The organism is Neobacillus sp. GCM10027624, assembly GCF_042675345.1.
In the GTDB taxonomy this organism is placed as follows: domain Bacteria; phylum Bacillota; class Bacilli; order Bacillales; family Cytobacillaceae; genus Neobacillus; species Neobacillus cucumis_D.
Map to the genome: position 1 here is coordinate 19,297 of NZ_JBHTHD010000013.1, position 14,413 is coordinate 33,709.

14 protein-coding genes are annotated in these 14,413 nt (G+C 38.9%); 8 read left to right on the forward strand and 6 right to left on the reverse strand.

Annotated features, from left to right (window positions below; translation table 11 throughout):
- Positions 1 to 145: 145 nt before the first annotated feature.
- Positions 146 to 1,012 (reverse strand): LysR family transcriptional regulator, encoded by an 867-nt coding sequence (locus ACFQZ9_RS21140; protein ID WP_498945242.1) that lies wholly within the window; start codon positions 1,010 to 1,012, stop codon positions 146 to 148.
- 166 nt (positions 1,013 to 1,178) lie between these two features.
- Here ACFQZ9_RS21140 and ACFQZ9_RS21145 point away from each other — a divergent pair, with 166 nt between their 5' ends.
- Positions 1,179 to 2,138 carry a threonine ammonia-lyase gene (locus ACFQZ9_RS21145; RefSeq protein ID WP_498945243.1) on the forward strand — a complete coding sequence of 320 codons (960 nt, stop codon included), beginning with the start codon at positions 1,179 to 1,181 and terminating at the stop codon, positions 2,136 to 2,138.
- A gap of 12 nt (positions 2,139 to 2,150) precedes the next feature.
- The gene (locus ACFQZ9_RS21150; protein WP_498945244.1) at positions 2,151 to 2,333 is read left to right on the forward strand and encodes a DUF1272 domain-containing protein; all 183 of its coding nucleotides are present in this window, start codon (positions 2,151 to 2,153) and stop codon (positions 2,331 to 2,333) included.
- A 134-nt stretch (positions 2,334 to 2,467) separates the two neighbouring features.
- Here ACFQZ9_RS21150 and ACFQZ9_RS21155 read toward each other — a convergent pair whose 3' ends face one another.
- Entirely contained in the window at positions 2,468 to 2,866 is a 399-nt protein-coding gene (locus ACFQZ9_RS21155; protein WP_498945245.1) for a (deoxy)nucleoside triphosphate pyrophosphohydrolase, read from the reverse strand.
- Positions 2,867 to 3,964: 1,098 nt separating this feature from the next.
- Between ACFQZ9_RS21155 and dapA (ACFQZ9_RS21160) the strand changes: the two genes are divergently transcribed.
- Entirely contained in the window at positions 3,965 to 4,846 is an 882-nt protein-coding gene (gene dapA / locus ACFQZ9_RS21160) for a 4-hydroxy-tetrahydrodipicolinate synthase (RefSeq protein WP_308914474.1), read from the forward strand.
- 73 nt (positions 4,847 to 4,919) lie between these two features.
- Positions 4,920 to 6,374, forward strand: a complete 1,455-nt coding sequence (locus ACFQZ9_RS21165) for an aldehyde dehydrogenase family protein (RefSeq protein ID WP_498945246.1) — start codon at positions 4,920 to 4,922, stop codon at positions 6,372 to 6,374.
- A gap of 188 nt (positions 6,375 to 6,562) precedes the next feature.
- Here ACFQZ9_RS21165 and ACFQZ9_RS21170 read toward each other — a convergent pair whose 3' ends face one another.
- The 4 genes from ACFQZ9_RS21170 to ACFQZ9_RS21185 all read right to left on the reverse strand — a co-directional run bounded on the left by ACFQZ9_RS21170 (position 6,563) and on the right by ACFQZ9_RS21185 (position 10,133).
- Positions 6,563 to 7,807, reverse strand: a complete 1,245-nt coding sequence (locus tag ACFQZ9_RS21170) for an NAD(P)/FAD-dependent oxidoreductase (protein ID WP_498945247.1) — start codon at positions 7,805 to 7,807, stop codon at positions 6,563 to 6,565.
- On the reverse strand, positions 7,804 to 8,136 hold the full coding sequence (locus ACFQZ9_RS21175) for a (2Fe-2S)-binding protein (RefSeq protein ID WP_498945248.1): 333 nt from the start codon (positions 8,134 to 8,136) through the stop codon (positions 7,804 to 7,806). Before ACFQZ9_RS21175 ends, ACFQZ9_RS21170 begins: the two co-directional genes overlap by 4 nt.
- Positions 8,133 to 8,405, reverse strand: a complete 273-nt coding sequence (locus tag ACFQZ9_RS21180) for a bacterioferritin-associated ferredoxin (RefSeq protein WP_498945249.1) — start codon at positions 8,403 to 8,405, stop codon at positions 8,133 to 8,135. The genes ACFQZ9_RS21175 and ACFQZ9_RS21180 overlap by 4 nt, the downstream gene beginning before the upstream one ends.
- 69 nt (positions 8,406 to 8,474) lie before the next feature.
- Positions 8,475 to 10,133: a sigma-54 interaction domain-containing protein gene (locus tag ACFQZ9_RS21185; RefSeq protein ID WP_498945250.1), complete on the reverse strand. Its 1,659-nt coding sequence runs from the start codon at positions 10,131 to 10,133 to the stop codon at positions 8,475 to 8,477.
- 172 nt (positions 10,134 to 10,305) lie between these two features.
- On the opposite strand from ACFQZ9_RS21185, the gene ACFQZ9_RS21190 reads away from it, so the two are divergent.
- The 4 genes from ACFQZ9_RS21190 to dapA (ACFQZ9_RS21205) are packed head-to-tail and all read left to right on the forward strand — an operon-like array spanning position 10,306 to position 14,387.
- Entirely contained in the window at positions 10,306 to 11,478 is a 1,173-nt protein-coding gene (locus ACFQZ9_RS21190; RefSeq protein ID WP_498945251.1) for an NAD(P)/FAD-dependent oxidoreductase, read from the forward strand.
- Positions 11,475 to 12,515 (forward strand): proline racemase family protein, encoded by a 1,041-nt coding sequence (locus ACFQZ9_RS21195; protein WP_498945252.1) that lies wholly within the window; start codon positions 11,475 to 11,477, stop codon positions 12,513 to 12,515. Before ACFQZ9_RS21190 ends, ACFQZ9_RS21195 begins: the two co-directional genes overlap by 4 nt.
- Entirely contained in the window at positions 12,512 to 13,459 is a 948-nt protein-coding gene (locus tag ACFQZ9_RS21200) for a proline racemase family protein (RefSeq protein WP_498945253.1), read from the forward strand. The genes ACFQZ9_RS21195 and ACFQZ9_RS21200 overlap by 4 nt, the downstream gene beginning before the upstream one ends.
- A gap of 31 nt (positions 13,460 to 13,490) precedes the next feature.
- Entirely contained in the window at positions 13,491 to 14,387 is an 897-nt protein-coding gene (dapA, locus tag ACFQZ9_RS21205; protein WP_498945254.1) for a 4-hydroxy-tetrahydrodipicolinate synthase, read from the forward strand.
- The last annotated feature ends 26 nt before the right edge of the window (positions 14,388 to 14,413 follow it).

A 14,413-nucleotide genomic window follows, 5' to 3' on the forward strand; every position in this document is an offset into this window, starting at 1 on the left:
TTAAACGTTTAGTTAAAAAATATAAAAAAACTAGTCTTCGATGTAAGAAGACTAGTTTTCATGGACCAATTTAAGAACTGGACATTAATGTAAATTATAGCGTGAGCTTGATTAAGAATAACAATTAGTTCTTGTATTTATTCAGTTAAATGCTAGAAGACTCAAGCGAGTAAGCAATCAGCTTCAAAGCAATCTCTTTCAACATCGGTTTATATAAAAAATCCACACGCCTCTGTAGTTTTTCCCCTTCAAGAAGAAGGATTTTAGTAGAATGATCTTGAACTTGGCTGGTTACCATTCTAGGCAAGACTGATGAGCCAATACCTTTACTGACAAAAGGGATAATCGATTCATTGGCTTCAAGATCAATTGATACATTGAAATCCAGGCTTTGATCCCTGCAATATTTCTCAATGTACACGCGGATATCACACGGATGTTTATGAAGAATTAAGTTGTGCTGTAGAAATTCGTCTAGAGTGATTGTTGATTCACTAGCCTGTAATCCAGGTACTATAGCATCGTATGACTCCCAGAATAGTTCTTTACATTTTATATTACCTTTAAGTTTTCTAGTGTCCTGTACATAGGCAAAATCAATAGAGTCAGAATCCAATAGGTCGATTAATTCCTGAGTGGTGTCTTTTATTGTTAAATCTACCTTAAAGGATGAACCGATTTTACTGATTACACTTGGCAAAAAATAGCTTCCGATACTAGGAAGCGCCCCAATCATAATTGTTTTTTTACTGGAGAAAGCCTCCATAGATTTGGCCAAACTTTCTGATTCTCTTAGGATGACAACTGCTTTGTCATAAAAATATTTTCCTGCTTTCGTTAGCTCGATTCCCGAGGTTTTCCGCTGAATTAGTTCACAATTAAGTTCTTTTTCAAGTAAGGATAATTGTTTTGAGAGAGCTGGCTGAGAGATAAAGAGGTTTTTAGCAGCTTGAGTCACACTTCCCGCTTCAACTGTGGTAACGAAATAATGAAGTTGAATAAGTTTGAACATTCGGATCAAATCCTTGAAAAGTATTGGTAGTCATAGTGTATTACAAAACATTCCATTATTGAACTGAAAACTAAAGTCATAACAAAAGGTTATGACTATATAACTTAATAGTATTATCTTCTGATGCGTCTATGCGAGTAGAATGTTGATAAGGGAGTTGATTGTTATGAATTCTGACTTAATAACATTACAGCATGTCATCCAGGCACATGGTCTGATTAAGCCTTATATCCGCCATACGCCACTGGAATACAACGGGGAGCATAGCTGTTTATATGATACCGATATTTATTTAAAACTGGAAAACTTTCAGATAACCGGTAGTTTCAAGGCAAGAGGAGCTTTCAATAAGCTATTAAATTTAGAAAAAAACCAACGTGAACTCGGAGTGATTGCACCTTCTGCCGGCAATCATGGAATCGGCTTGGCCTATGCTGCTCATAAATTGAACGTTCCTGCATGCATTTATTTACCGTTTGATGCAGATGAGAGTAAAGTAAAAGCATTGGAAAGTTACGGGGCCACGATAACTTACTTTGATTCGATTGAGGAAGCGAGGGTGTCGGCCTTAAAGGCTGCTAAAGAAACTGGCTATACTTTCGTGTCTGCTTATAATAATCGGAGCATGATTGAAGCAGGGGGAACGATTGGTTTAGAGATTTTAGAAGACTTAACCGATGTTGACACCGTCATTACTTGTTTAGGTGGCGGGGGACTCACAGCTGGTTTGTGTATTGCTCTTAAATCAATAAATCCCAATATTAAGGTGTGGGGTGTTCAAACCAAGAACAGCCCAACATTTGCTGTCTGGCATCAAAATGGCGAAGTCTGTCCAGTTGATTTGCAGCCTTCAATTGCAGAGGGATTGAGCGGGCCAATTGAACCGGAGACGCTAACGTTTCCGATTATCTATGAACATATTGATCGAATTCTAACTGTAACCGATGAAGAAATCATTGAAGCGATGAAATCAATGTTGCAGCATCAATACATTGTGGAACCCTCGGGTGCAGCGGGGATTGCAGCATTGAAACAATTAGGGGCAGAAATAAAGGGGCGTAAGATAGCGGTTGTGGTTACCGGGCGGAATATTTCGTGGCCAAGGTTTTTAAATTTAGTAAAATAGGGGGGATTTGTGATGGTGTTAGAAATGCGGAGTGTATGTGAAAAATGCAATCAACCAGTTCATCAGGAAGGGGAAGCTTATATCTGTAGTTATGAATGTACTTTCTGTCCAGAGTGTACGAATGAGATGAGCAATATTTGCCCTAATTGTGGCGGGGAACTAGTGATCCGACCGCGGAGGATTAGAAACAATTAGTATATACTAATCAATCGTTTGGTTAAAAGCGGCTTGTCCAATAGAATAAAGCTTTTTCCCGAATTAACATATACTAATTAAACGTTTAGTTAAAGAGCCTTTATTATGAAAAATAGTCTTCGATGACAAGAAGACTATTTTTCATGAATTAATTGCTGTACTGCGGGAATATCAGCAGGTGCCCATTTCAATGAATCTAAATTTTCTCTTTTTAACCAAATGAGTTTGGAGTGCTCTTTTGGTGTAAGGATGCCATCCACAACTTTGCACTTAATCGATAGCAAATTTACGATAACTGTTTCATATTCATGGGTGCTGTCATTAAAGATCTCTTTCGATGTTACAATCTTGCAATCCAATTCCTCGTCAATTTCTCTTTTTAATGCAGAATGGATGTCTTCGTTTGCCTCCACTTTCCCGCCTGGGAACTCCCACATATTGGGGGTCGACATCTTAGGAGATCGGAGTGCACACAAGATTTCACCTAGTTCATTTTCAATAATAGCTGCGACTACTATTACTAGTTTTTTCATACTAGCCCTCCCAAATCATTTTTCAGTTATTTATAATACCATTCTTAAATTGGAAGTTAGAAGCAAAACAGTATTTTACATTTATATCCTAGTTTCATATGAAATGGGAGTAGCATTATTACCCTCATCAATAAAATTTTTTGATAAAAAGGAAATAGGGATTTTACCTCTTAAAAACAATATATCCAACTTAAATATTTCGGCTGCTTGGAACAAAAATAATAAATCCTCTGCTTTACAAGTTTTTCTACAGTTGATTTCTTAATAATGCAATGGGCTGCTCATGTTTTAATCATTCTTTTTGTTCCTTTTTTTATTTCTTAGTGACAGGAATCATAACTCCGTCTGGATCACTCGAATTAATTCCTTTAATCAATAGCTTAGCAATCTTCTTTGAAAAATTACGTTTCTCCAGTTTCTTAAGATTTTCCAAATACTTAAATACAAGTGATGGGTATCCGAAGGTAAACGGATGGATATAACTTGATCTCTTTTTACATTAACTGCTCCTTAACCCAATATTAATACTAAAATATATAAGTGCAGTCAGTGATTGGATGCCACACCAGGCATAACATATCCACAAATGGCCAATGCTGTTCAATGTCGAATGTGCGATGATGCAATGAACAAATCGCAAACGAGAACTTTTGACACTACCTAAACTTGTAATCACGGATTTATTTTATAGAACCGATTATTTATAAATTATCATAAGAGCTTCATTAGATTATATTTGTATCTTCTATTTTACTTTGAAAAAATTAGTCCATGTTTACAAATTTAAAAGTATGAAATTCTAGTAGATTTTATCGAGTATTAAAGATATTTTACAAAATAGTGTATAGGAAAATTGACACTGTAAAATTTTATTTACATTCCTCCTTTCTTTTTTAAAAAAATTTACGATTTTGGAACTTTTTGAAAGAAATTAGAATGAAAAAAAACTATTTTTTTTGCTTATTAATCAATATATAGAATGACTAAGGGATTCCTAATGAAGTCTCTTTTTTTTTACTATTCAGTAACTTGGCACGCTTTTTGCATTAACTAAAAGAGATGACAATCCATCTAAAAATATTGAGAGGAGCACTACAAATGATTAGATTTCCTGGAGTCCATGTGGCGATTGTAACACCATTCACAAATGATTATGAGGTTGATTATCAAAAACTGGAGGAACTATGCAACTGGCTAATTGAGGAAGGGGTAGATGGCCTAGTACCGGTTGGCTCTTTAGGAGAATATGCAACTCTTACAGCTGAGGAGAGGGCAAAAGTTGTTGAAACTGTAGTAAAAGCAGCTAATAAACGTGTACCTGTAACAGTTGGCACAGGAGCTCCTTCTACAAAGCAAGCAGTTTCTTGGGCACAGCATGCGAAAGACTGCGGGGCAGATGCTCTCATGGCATTGCCACCAATTAATTATCGTCCATTAAGAAATGAGGTTGTGGCTCATTATGAGGCCCTTTCCAGTGTTGGGCTCCCAATTATTGCTTACAACAATCCATTGGATTATCCAACGGATTTAACTCCCGATTTATTAAATGAAATTGCTCAATTCGAAAATGTGGTAGCTGTTAAAGAGTTTTCTGGAGACATTAGACGCGTTCACAAGATCCTTGAAGAAACGGACTTGGAAGTATTGATCGGAGTGGACAACCTAGCGATGGAAGGGCCTTTGTGTGGCGCTACAGGATGGATTGCTGGCGTTCCAAATGCTTTCCCTAGAGAAGGTGTTGAATTGTTCAGATTGGCTAGAGAAGGAAAAGTAAAAGAAGCTACAGAGCTTTACAGACGTTTTCTTCCACTGTTTGAATTTGACGCTAATCCACAATTGGTTCAATCCATTAAATATATGATGGAGCTCGTTGGCAAACCTATGGGTCCAACTCGCCCTCCTCGCCTTCCTCTAACTGATGAAAGTTATGAAGCTGTCAAAAAAGCATTCGACCGAGCTGCTCAACAATTGGTTCAATAAAACATTTATTTAATAATGCAGAAAGGGAGGGATTAATTTCCTCCCTTATATTTTAAGGAAAGGTGTGATAGTAATGATTACTCAAACGGATTTAATTACAAAAAACTATATAGGTGGACAATGGCATGAATTAAATGAAAAGGGTAGAAGTGTGTATAGTCCATCAAATATTAATGAAAAAATTGGCGATATCCATTATTCCACGCATGAACAAATAACTGCGGCCGTTTCTGCAGCCAGAGAAGGTTTTAAAACCTGGAAGCAGAAGACAGGAGTGGAAAGAGCGGCTTGTTTATATAAAATGGCAGATAATCTTGAAAAAGCAAAAGAAACAGTGGCCAATTTGGCTAGTCGTGAAATGGGAAAGCCAATTAGCGAAATGATTGGTGAAGTGATGCGTGGAGTTAATCTATTACGTTATTATGCTGCAGAAGGAGTACGCCCTGATGGTCAATTAGTTCCAGCAAGCGATCAGCATGTTCTTCAATACTCCAAACGGGTGCCGTTGGGAGTTGTAGCATTAATCACTCCTTGGAATTTCCCGGTTGCGATTCCTATTTGGAAGATAGCTCCTGCTCTTATTTGCGGGAATTCTATTGTATGGAAACCAGCAGATAATGCTGTTTTTACAGCCGGCCTCTTGATGGAGGTATTTGAAGGTGCCGGGCTGCCTGCGGGCGCCCTGAATTTGGTTATTGCCAGGGGCCGATCTATAGGGGACACACTTCTGGATGAGGGAGATATTGATGCAGTAAGCTTCACAGGTTCCACTTCTACTGGAATGCAGATTGCATCAGCATGTGCCAAACGAAATATTAAGTATCAAACAGAGATGGGCGGCAAAAATGCAGCCATCGTACTAAAGGACGCTGACCTTGAAAAAGCTATTCCAATGATCTTAAGTGGAGCCTTTCGTTCGGCTGGGCAAAAATGTACTGCAACCAGCAGAATTATTGTAGAAAAGGATATTTACATTGATTTTATAAATCAATTACGTGCGGCAGTATCTAATTTAATTGTTAAAGATGCGTTGCAAGCCGATGCTTATTTAGGACCGGTTGCTTCAAAATCACAATTCGATACAATCTCTGATTACGTTGCTTTGGCTCGTAATGAAGGTGAGGTCGTCGCAGAAGGAAATATAGAACAATTAAACGAAGGATACTATATTCGCCCTCTAGTTGTAGGTAAAGTGGATGCTTCTCACAGGCTGTTTACAGAGGAGATTTTCGGACCTCTCGCTGTGGTGGTGGAAGTAGAAAATTTCGAAGAAGCAGTCCGTCTTTGTAATCAATCAGAATACGGATTGAGTGCCTCTATCTTTACAAATGACATGGAAAAAGCCATGCGCTTTTTAGAAGAAGCTGAAATCGGTATGGTGCGAGTAAATCAAGAGACTGCAGGAGTAGAGTATCAAGCACCTTTTGGTGGGATGAAATCTTCCAGCTCGCATACAAGAGAACAGGGACAGGCAGCATTGGATTTTTACTCTCAAGTGAAAACTTGCTCAATTAAATATTCTTTTTAAGGTAAGACGTTCTTAAAAGTGCTGTAAAAGCCCTATTGTTAAGTAATAATTTAGTTGTTTAAATTAGGTACTGACTTGGTTTCTCTAGAAATTTATATCCATGTTTAAGGTAGGAAAGAAAATTAATAATCATTTTTTGATAATATCAAAAGAAAACCAGCAGAGAGAATGTCTGCTGGTTAATTTTTTTATCCAATCTGTTCTTTTCCCGGTGAGCCATTATTTATCTCATATTGGTTCTCCCAAATTTCTTTCAACTTCTGTCTGCCATTCTCAATTTCTGGGTTAAATTGGATTGCTGCTTGTTGTCTAACAGTATGAACATTTTGAATAGCTTTCTCCAAATGCTGTTCAATCTTACCAGAACCTTTTCCAGCCCGTTTTGCAATTGCCAAACCTGCTACCGTTCCCTGAGCCATGGCGATTTTTCCGCTTTCAATTCCCGTGATATTCCCTGCTACAAAAAGCCCTGCAAGAGGCGTCTCCATCAATTCAGAATGAACTGGCACATGTCCTCCCAGTTCCGGAACATAATGAAAAGGACATCCGGCAACAGCAGTAAGCTCTGCTAACGGGTATAAACCGCCGGCGATACACACAAAGTCTGCCTCGTAAATCGTTTCTGAACCAGGAATAACCGCACCAGTCGCATCTACATCTGCAACTCGTACTCCTTCCACTTGATCCTTACCAATAATTTCAACTGCCGCTTTCCGGAGCTGTAATGGGGTACCGTTTATCTTTACTCCACCTTTAGGATAAAATTGCAGCCCCAATTTACGAATCGACTCATATTTCATAAATTTACTGCCAAATCGTAGCAAAGGGGAAGGGGCAAGGTGCGCGGCATTCAAGAGCGATTTTAGAACCTCTTCTGGCTCACCTGATTTTTGGCTGATTGGACTTTTTTCGGGGAGGACAATCCGGTCAACTTTTATACCAGCCAGTTGTAATTCATTTAAAATCGCAAATGCTAAAATATTTGCTCCGATAATAAGCCCTTTTTTACCAACCTCTACGCGATGAACATTTGTCATTACCTGTGCAGCCCCGATGGACATAACCCCTGGTAATGTCCATCCTGGCACAGGAATTGGATACTCCGCCGCACCAGTTGCTACAAGTACATGGGTGGCAGTGAATGTTCCTGCATTTGTATGAACATTCCAAAGAAAGTCTTCCTTTTCCAAGTTATAAACTGATACACCGCATTGAATCTCAACCGATAATTTTTTCGCTTCTTGATGAAGTCGTTCCGCTTCTTTGATACCATTCCACCATTCACCGGATGGTTCTTGATGGAGCTGACCAAGGAGTCTGCCACCAGGTTTGATAAATTCATCAAGGATGGTAACATTCAGACCATAACCAGCACAGGCAATTGCTCCTGCTAATCCTGCCGGCCCGGCTCCAATAATAATCACGTCTCTCATTGCTGCTCCACCATCCTTTTGACGATATTTGGAAGTTGCTTACCACTCTCAACCACCATGTCTTTTTCAACAACCGTTAAGCAGGATCTGACATTTGCTTGTCCATTTACCTTTACACGACATTCCATGCAATGACCGATATTACAGTAAATTCCTCTTGGTGTTCCGCTTTCCTCGTGAACCCGTAATGTTCTTATCCCGTTTGCAAGAAGGGCTGCGGCGATTGTTTCGTTTTCATATGCTTCATAGGTAGTTCCATCAAACAAAAATGGAACGGTTTCACGATCCTCCAATTTTCCTAAAACAGGATGGTTCACAATTCTCGTCATTTTCGTTCACCTACCGTTCCAAAGGTCACAGCACGTACCGGTGGTTGATATTTCAAAGGAATTTCCCCAGGAGATGTATTTGGGACAACATTTTCAATGATTCGATCAACGGATAGTCTGCATGTACGCCCTCCACAGAAACCCATCCCAGCTCGCGTTCTTAATTTCAATTCCCTTGCTGTACATTTATGTTCATTTGCTGTAGACAGAAGTTCACCGTAGGTTACTTCTTCACAACGACAAATAATCAGATTCTCGTTATTGACCATTTTTCTTTTCCTCCCCTTGGTTTCTACATGTAAATACCATGCAAAAATCGTACCAAGATAAAGGGGGAACTACTCCATTCCAAGACGTTTTAGCCGATTGTATAACGTAGCCCTTGTAATCCCAAGCCGTCTAGCACATTCTAATTTATTCCCATTGACAATCCTTAAAGCTTTTTCAAGCACCTTTTTCTCATGCTGTTCCATTTCTTCCTGTAACGATAAAATGGTATCGTCATTATCGATAAGATTATTGTAAGGTTTCTCCGCATTATGAATCCTTTCATGATTTGTAATGAAAGGAAGATATTCCTTCTTAATAACTCCATCTGTTGCAAAAACAACAAGACGTTCTGCCACATTTCGAAGTTCACGAATATTTCCAGGCCAGTCGTATTGGAACATCTCTTGAATGACATCAGCTGACAATTCATAAATTGGTCGACGATAACGTTGCGCAAAATCCTGTAAAAAATAATGGGTCAATTCAATTATATCTTCATGTCGTTCCCGTAATGGGGGGATCGAAAGGCTTACAACATTTAAACGATAGTATAAATCTTCACGGAATTGACCTTCTTTCATTAATTCCTGCAAATCACGATTAGTTGCTGCAATAACTCGGAAATCAACATCAATTTCCTTTTCACCGCCGATTCGATAAAATTTCCTTTCTTGAAGCACTCTTAGCATTTTCACCTGCATTTCAAGCGGCATTTCACCAACCTCATCGAGGAAGAGGGTGCCGCCTTTTGCCAGTTCAATTTTTCCCTTTTTCCCACGATGGTCAGCACCAGAGAATGCTCCACGTTCATATCCAAATAATTCACTTTCAAATAGGGAAGCTGGTATCGCACCACAGTTAATAGAGATAAATGGGGCCTTTGCATCTTCACTAGCTTTATGGATAGCTTTGGCAAACACTTCCTTCCCAACACCGCTTTCTCCCAATATTAGAACGGTAGATTTTACGGAACAAACCTTTTTTGCCAGTTGAATAGTATTTTGCAGTGCAGAACTTCTTCCTTTAATTGAAAGAAAAGGATCATCTGGGTCTCGATACATTGCAACTTCTTGCTCTAGTCGTTGTACTTCACTGGTCATGTTAAATAACTTTTCATTTAAAACCACTTGATTCGTGATATCTGTTTCTGAACAAACTGCTCCAATAATCCTGTTGTTGTAGTAAACCGGGTTTGTGTTGATAAGAACAAATAAATCAGACCTCGGCTGGTGATGTTGTCCCTGGATTCTTCTCCCTTCATGTAGGGTTTGCAAGATTTCCAATTTATTGCGGTCAAAATAATTCGTTATTGGATTGCCGAGAATCTCTTGTTTTTTAACAGAAAAAATTTCCTCAGCACCTCTTGTCCACGTTCGAACACGTTCGTCCTTATCAATTACTGTAATGGAAACATCCGAGGTTTGAATGACTGTTTCATAAAAGGCCATTAATTGTTTATAAGACTGATGAAGAAAATCAATCATTTGCCATGACGTAATACAATTAACAGGCTGCTTGTCATGATTTAGGATCACAACAACTGTATACCGTTTAAAAGCTTTAAACAGTTCGTCAATGGAGGCGTCTTCAAAAAGAGTTTGACACGGTTGTTCATTTGTTTGATTCGATGGTTTATAAAAAAATTCTCCATTTTCCTTCAATACGTACTTTAATTTGGTTGTACTGCCAAACATCCTACAATTTAAAATGGGTAAGTCAAAAACCATGATAACCTCCAAAATATATGTATAAAAAAATTAACACTGTAAAAATAATTATACATGAATTGAATAAAAATTTTAAATAATTTTACAAATCAGGCAAATTCCCGTCGAAACTTGTTGGCACATTATTTGCATAATTAAGAACGAGACCTTTTCAATGAAGGGAGAAACTTATGTGAAAAATTGTGACGTTCTAGTAATAGGCGGTGGAATCATTGGTTGTGCGATTGCCTATTACGCATCTAAGTATGGAAGAGATGTAACGATTCTTGAAAAAGGGGAATTTGTAAGCGGTACCTCTTCAAGATGTGATGGGAATATTTTGGCCATAGACAAAGACCCTGGCTTTGATAGTCAAATGTCTTTGCTCAGTCAGAGGTTAGTGGATGATTTGAGTAAAGAGCTTGAACACACTTTTGAGTATCGAGCACCTGGCAGCATTCTCGTTTGTGAGTCAGAAGAAGAGATGTCAGCGGCTGAGCAATGGGTGAACCGCCAAAAAGCAGCCGGACTGCCATTCAGGATGCTGGACCGCGAAGATATTCGTCAAGAGTCTTCTTTCTTCGCAGATGATTTATTAGGCGGATTGGAATGCGCTACAGATTCTACCGTAAACCCTTATCTTCTTTCCTTTGCATTACTTGAAGCAGCAAAAAAGCAGGGGGCAAAGGCTTATAAACAAACTGAAGTGAAGGAGATGAAAAAGGAAAACGGTTCGTTTATCATCCAAACATCCAACGGGGTATTTACGGCCAAGCACGTTGTCAATGCTGCCGGTGTTTGGGCACCGTACATCGGAGAGATGCTGGACCTTTCGATTCCAATTCAGCCAAGAAAGGGTCATATTATTGTTGCTTCAAGACAACAGTTTGTTGGTCGCCGTAAAGTCATGGAATTTGGTTACCTTATCTCGAAATTCGGTGGAGAACGTAAGGTAGATCCCATAACTGAAAAATATGGTGTAGCACTTGTATTTGAACCTACAGAAAGCCAAAACTTCTTAATTGGTTCGAGCAGGGAATTTGTCGGCTTCAATATAAAGGTAAATAACGAAATTATAAAGAGCATTGCAAACAGGGCAATTCGTTTTTATCCAAAAATGGCAGATATGATGGTGATTCGCTCTTACGCAGGTTTAAGACCTTGGACGGAAGATCATCTGCCAATCATATCCAAGGTGAAAGATGTTCCAAATTATTATATTGCTGCCGGTCATGAGGGGGACGGAATCAGTCTTGCGGCCGTTACTGGAAAATTGATAGAAGAATTGATAAATGAAAAAGAAACTTCCATTCCTATTGAGCCGCTTCGTTATGATCGTTTTAAAGAAAGGGTGTTAACAAGGTGAGGGCAAATAAGGTATTTACGACGATTGATACACATACAGGCGGGAATCCGACGAGGACGGTAATTAGTGGCCTTCCAAAGTTAGAGGGAAATACCATGTCAGAAAAAATGCTCCATATGAAAAGGGAATATGATTGGATCAGAAAATTACTCATGAACGAACCTCGCGGCCACGATGTGATGTCTGGTGCTTTAATTACTGATCCATGCCATCCCGATGCGGATATCGGAGTCATTTACATTGAAACAGGCGGCTATTTGCCGATGTGCGGCCATGACACAATTGGAGTCTGCACGGCTTTAGTAGAATCGGGATTAATCCCCATTCAAGAACCGATAACCTCATTAAAACTAGATACGCCAGCTGGGCTTGTTGATGTAGAAATTGTCGTCGAAAGCGGAAAAGCGAAAGAAGTATCTTTTTGTAATGTACCTGCTTTTCTATTAAAAAATGTATCTATCGATGTTGAAGGAATAGGACATGTAAATGCGGACATCGCCTATGGAGGAAACTTTTACGCCATTATTGATGCAAAATCTGTCGGTTTGGAATTAATACCTGAGAACGCTTCTGTGATTATTGATAAAGCCATTACAATTAGAAATGCAATCAATGAAAAAACAGATATTGTCCATCCAAAGCATCCATTTATTCAAGGCTTAACTCATGTTGAATTCTTTAGTGAACCTACACATGAAGAAGCAGATGTAAAAAATACGGTAATTGTTCCTCCTGGGGGAATCGACCGTTCCCCATGTGGAACGGGTACTTCAGCAAAATTATCTGTTCTTTACGCTAAAAAACAAATTGAGATTGGTGAAGATTTTGTTCATGAAAGTATAGTTGGATCCTTATTTCGCGGCCGTGTTCTTGGCACTACTAATGAGGAAGGCGTAGAGGCAGTGCTGACAAGAATCACTGGATCAGCTTGGTTGATGGGAATGCACCGTTTCTTCTATCACGATGAGGATCCATTAAAAGAGGGATTTTTGCTCATTCCACCTATGGAGGAACATGAAATGGAGGAAGTGCAATGAAAATTCAAAAATCGTACTCAACTATCGATGTACATGTAGCGGGAGAAGCTTTTCGGATTATTAAAGATATCCCCTTTATTAGCTATCGAAATTTAGGAGATTTATATGAACGATTTCCACGAGCATTTGCTGAGGAAATAAATCTTTTATTGAATGAACCTCGAGGATTTGCCGGTTTAAATGGATGTCTCGTCGTTCCGCCTATCAATCAAGAGGCTGATGCTGGTGTAGTATTTTTTAATCATCAAGGAACAGTCCCGCTCCATTACGGTGGTATCATTGCAGTCATCACCGCACTACTTGAATGTGGGCAATTAAAAGCAAGGCCATCCAATCAATATAAGCTTGAAACGTTAAATGGTATCATTCCGGTAACAGCCCTTGTGGAAGAGCATGAGGTCGTTTCGGTGGAAGTAAAGAGTGATCCAAGCAGAGTAATTGAATCCGACCTCACTATACCATCTTTAAATATCAATTTTTCATTCGTTCAAGCTGATCAATTTTATGCAGTGTTTAAACAAGATGATTGTGATATGGGGATTGAACCTGAAGTATTGTCTGACCTAAAAAGGTGGGGGCAAAATATTTTTCGGTATCTGCATTCTGAATTTTCAGTCGATTGTGCCGTAATCGTAGATGATTCGAATATTCAAGATGGCATAGTCAAATCGATTACCTTCCGAGATGACGGATTTATTGTTCGTTCTCCTGGATTTGGGTCAACTATTGCGATATATACAAATTTACTATCTAAAAAGTCCTTTAATTTAAATCAGCCTTTAGTAAACGAAAGCATTTTCGGCAGCAAATTAAAGGCACAGGTTACCGACCAAAGCGTGGATAGTTTTGAATTCACCTTTACTAGCCGTGGTTTTATTACTGGCATGCAAACATTTTTATTAGATCCTACTGATCCGCTAGCAGCAGGGTTTCTATTAAAATAGTTCATTAAATAATTTTGAGGAGGATTTTACCGTGACAACAATTAAAGGAGCTTTTCCCGTATTAATTACCCCAATGACTCAGGCACAGGAAATTGATTGGGCCGGTGTAAAAAATAATGTAAACTACTTTATTAATCAAGGTGTCGCCGGTCTTGTCATCAATGGTAGTACAGGTGAATTCGTAAGCTTAACAAAAGAAGAAAGATATCAAATGGTAGAGGTCGTTATGAAAGAAGTAAATGGACGCGTTCCTGTGATTGTTGGAACATCTGCCGAAACAACAAAAGAAACGATTGAGTACACAAAACAGGCTGAAGCACATGGTGCTGATTGTGCACTAATCATTAATCCTTATTATAGTAAACCAAAGGAAGAAGAAATCTATTTCCACTTTAAAGAAGTATCAAATGCTGTGAATATTCCTATTATGCTTTATAATAATCCGTTTACTTCCGGTGTTAACATGAGCACAGAGTTAATGCTCCGGATCGGAAGAGATTGTGAGAATGTCACCCATATTAAAGAATCAAGCGGTGAAATTGCTAAGGCACGAGACTTGGCAAGACAAGGAAAAGGTGATTTTGAGGTCTTCTGTGGTTCTGAAGAATTAGTCATGGAATCTTACCTTGTCGGGGCAACGGGGTGGATTGCAGTTGCTGGAAATATCGTGCCAAAACTTGTGACTGATATGTTTAATCATTTCCAAAGTGGAGAAGTAGAAAAAGCATGGGCCAATAACGATCAAATTTTACCGCTATGTACTTATCTTGAAGAGTCAGGAAAATATGTGCAAATTTGTAAGCGGGTAATGGATCTTCTTGGACAAGCAGGAGGACCAGCACGCCACCCACGCTTAGGATTAACTCCTGAAGAAGATCAAAAGCTGAAAGATATCCTAGCAAACTTAAGTCTTGCTGTGCATGTTTAACAATAGGCATCCTAAAAAGTTTAAGG

Coding starts and splice junctions, on each gene's coding strand:
- ACFQZ9_RS21180 (WP_498945249.1), bottom strand. CDS start 8,405: ATGGTCAATAACGAGAATCTGATTATTTGTCGTTGTGAAGAAGTAACC.
- ACFQZ9_RS21175 (WP_498945248.1), bottom strand. CDS start 8,136: ATGACGAGAATTGTGAACCATCCTGTTTTAGGAAAATTGGAGGATCGT.
- ACFQZ9_RS21145 (WP_498945243.1), top strand. CDS start 1,179: ATGAATTCTGACTTAATAACATTACAGCATGTCATCCAGGCACATGGT.
- dapA (WP_308914474.1), top strand. CDS start 3,965: ATGATTAGATTTCCTGGAGTCCATGTGGCGATTGTAACACCATTCACA.
- ACFQZ9_RS21150 (WP_498945244.1), top strand. CDS start 2,151: ATGGTGTTAGAAATGCGGAGTGTATGTGAAAAATGCAATCAACCAGTT.
- ACFQZ9_RS21200 (WP_498945253.1), top strand. CDS start 12,512: ATGAAAATTCAAAAATCGTACTCAACTATCGATGTACATGTAGCGGGA.
- ACFQZ9_RS21155 (WP_498945245.1), bottom strand. CDS start 2,866: ATGAAAAAACTAGTAATAGTAGTCGCAGCTATTATTGAAAATGAACTA.
- ACFQZ9_RS21170 (WP_498945247.1), bottom strand. CDS start 7,807: ATGAGAGACGTGATTATTATTGGAGCCGGGCCGGCAGGATTAGCAGGA.
- ACFQZ9_RS21165 (WP_498945246.1), top strand. CDS start 4,920: ATGATTACTCAAACGGATTTAATTACAAAAAACTATATAGGTGGACAA.
- ACFQZ9_RS21185 (WP_498945250.1), bottom strand. CDS start 10,133: ATGGTTTTTGACTTACCCATTTTAAATTGTAGGATGTTTGGCAGTACA.
- ACFQZ9_RS21140 (WP_498945242.1), bottom strand. CDS start 1,012: ATGTTCAAACTTATTCAACTTCATTATTTCGTTACCACAGTTGAAGCG.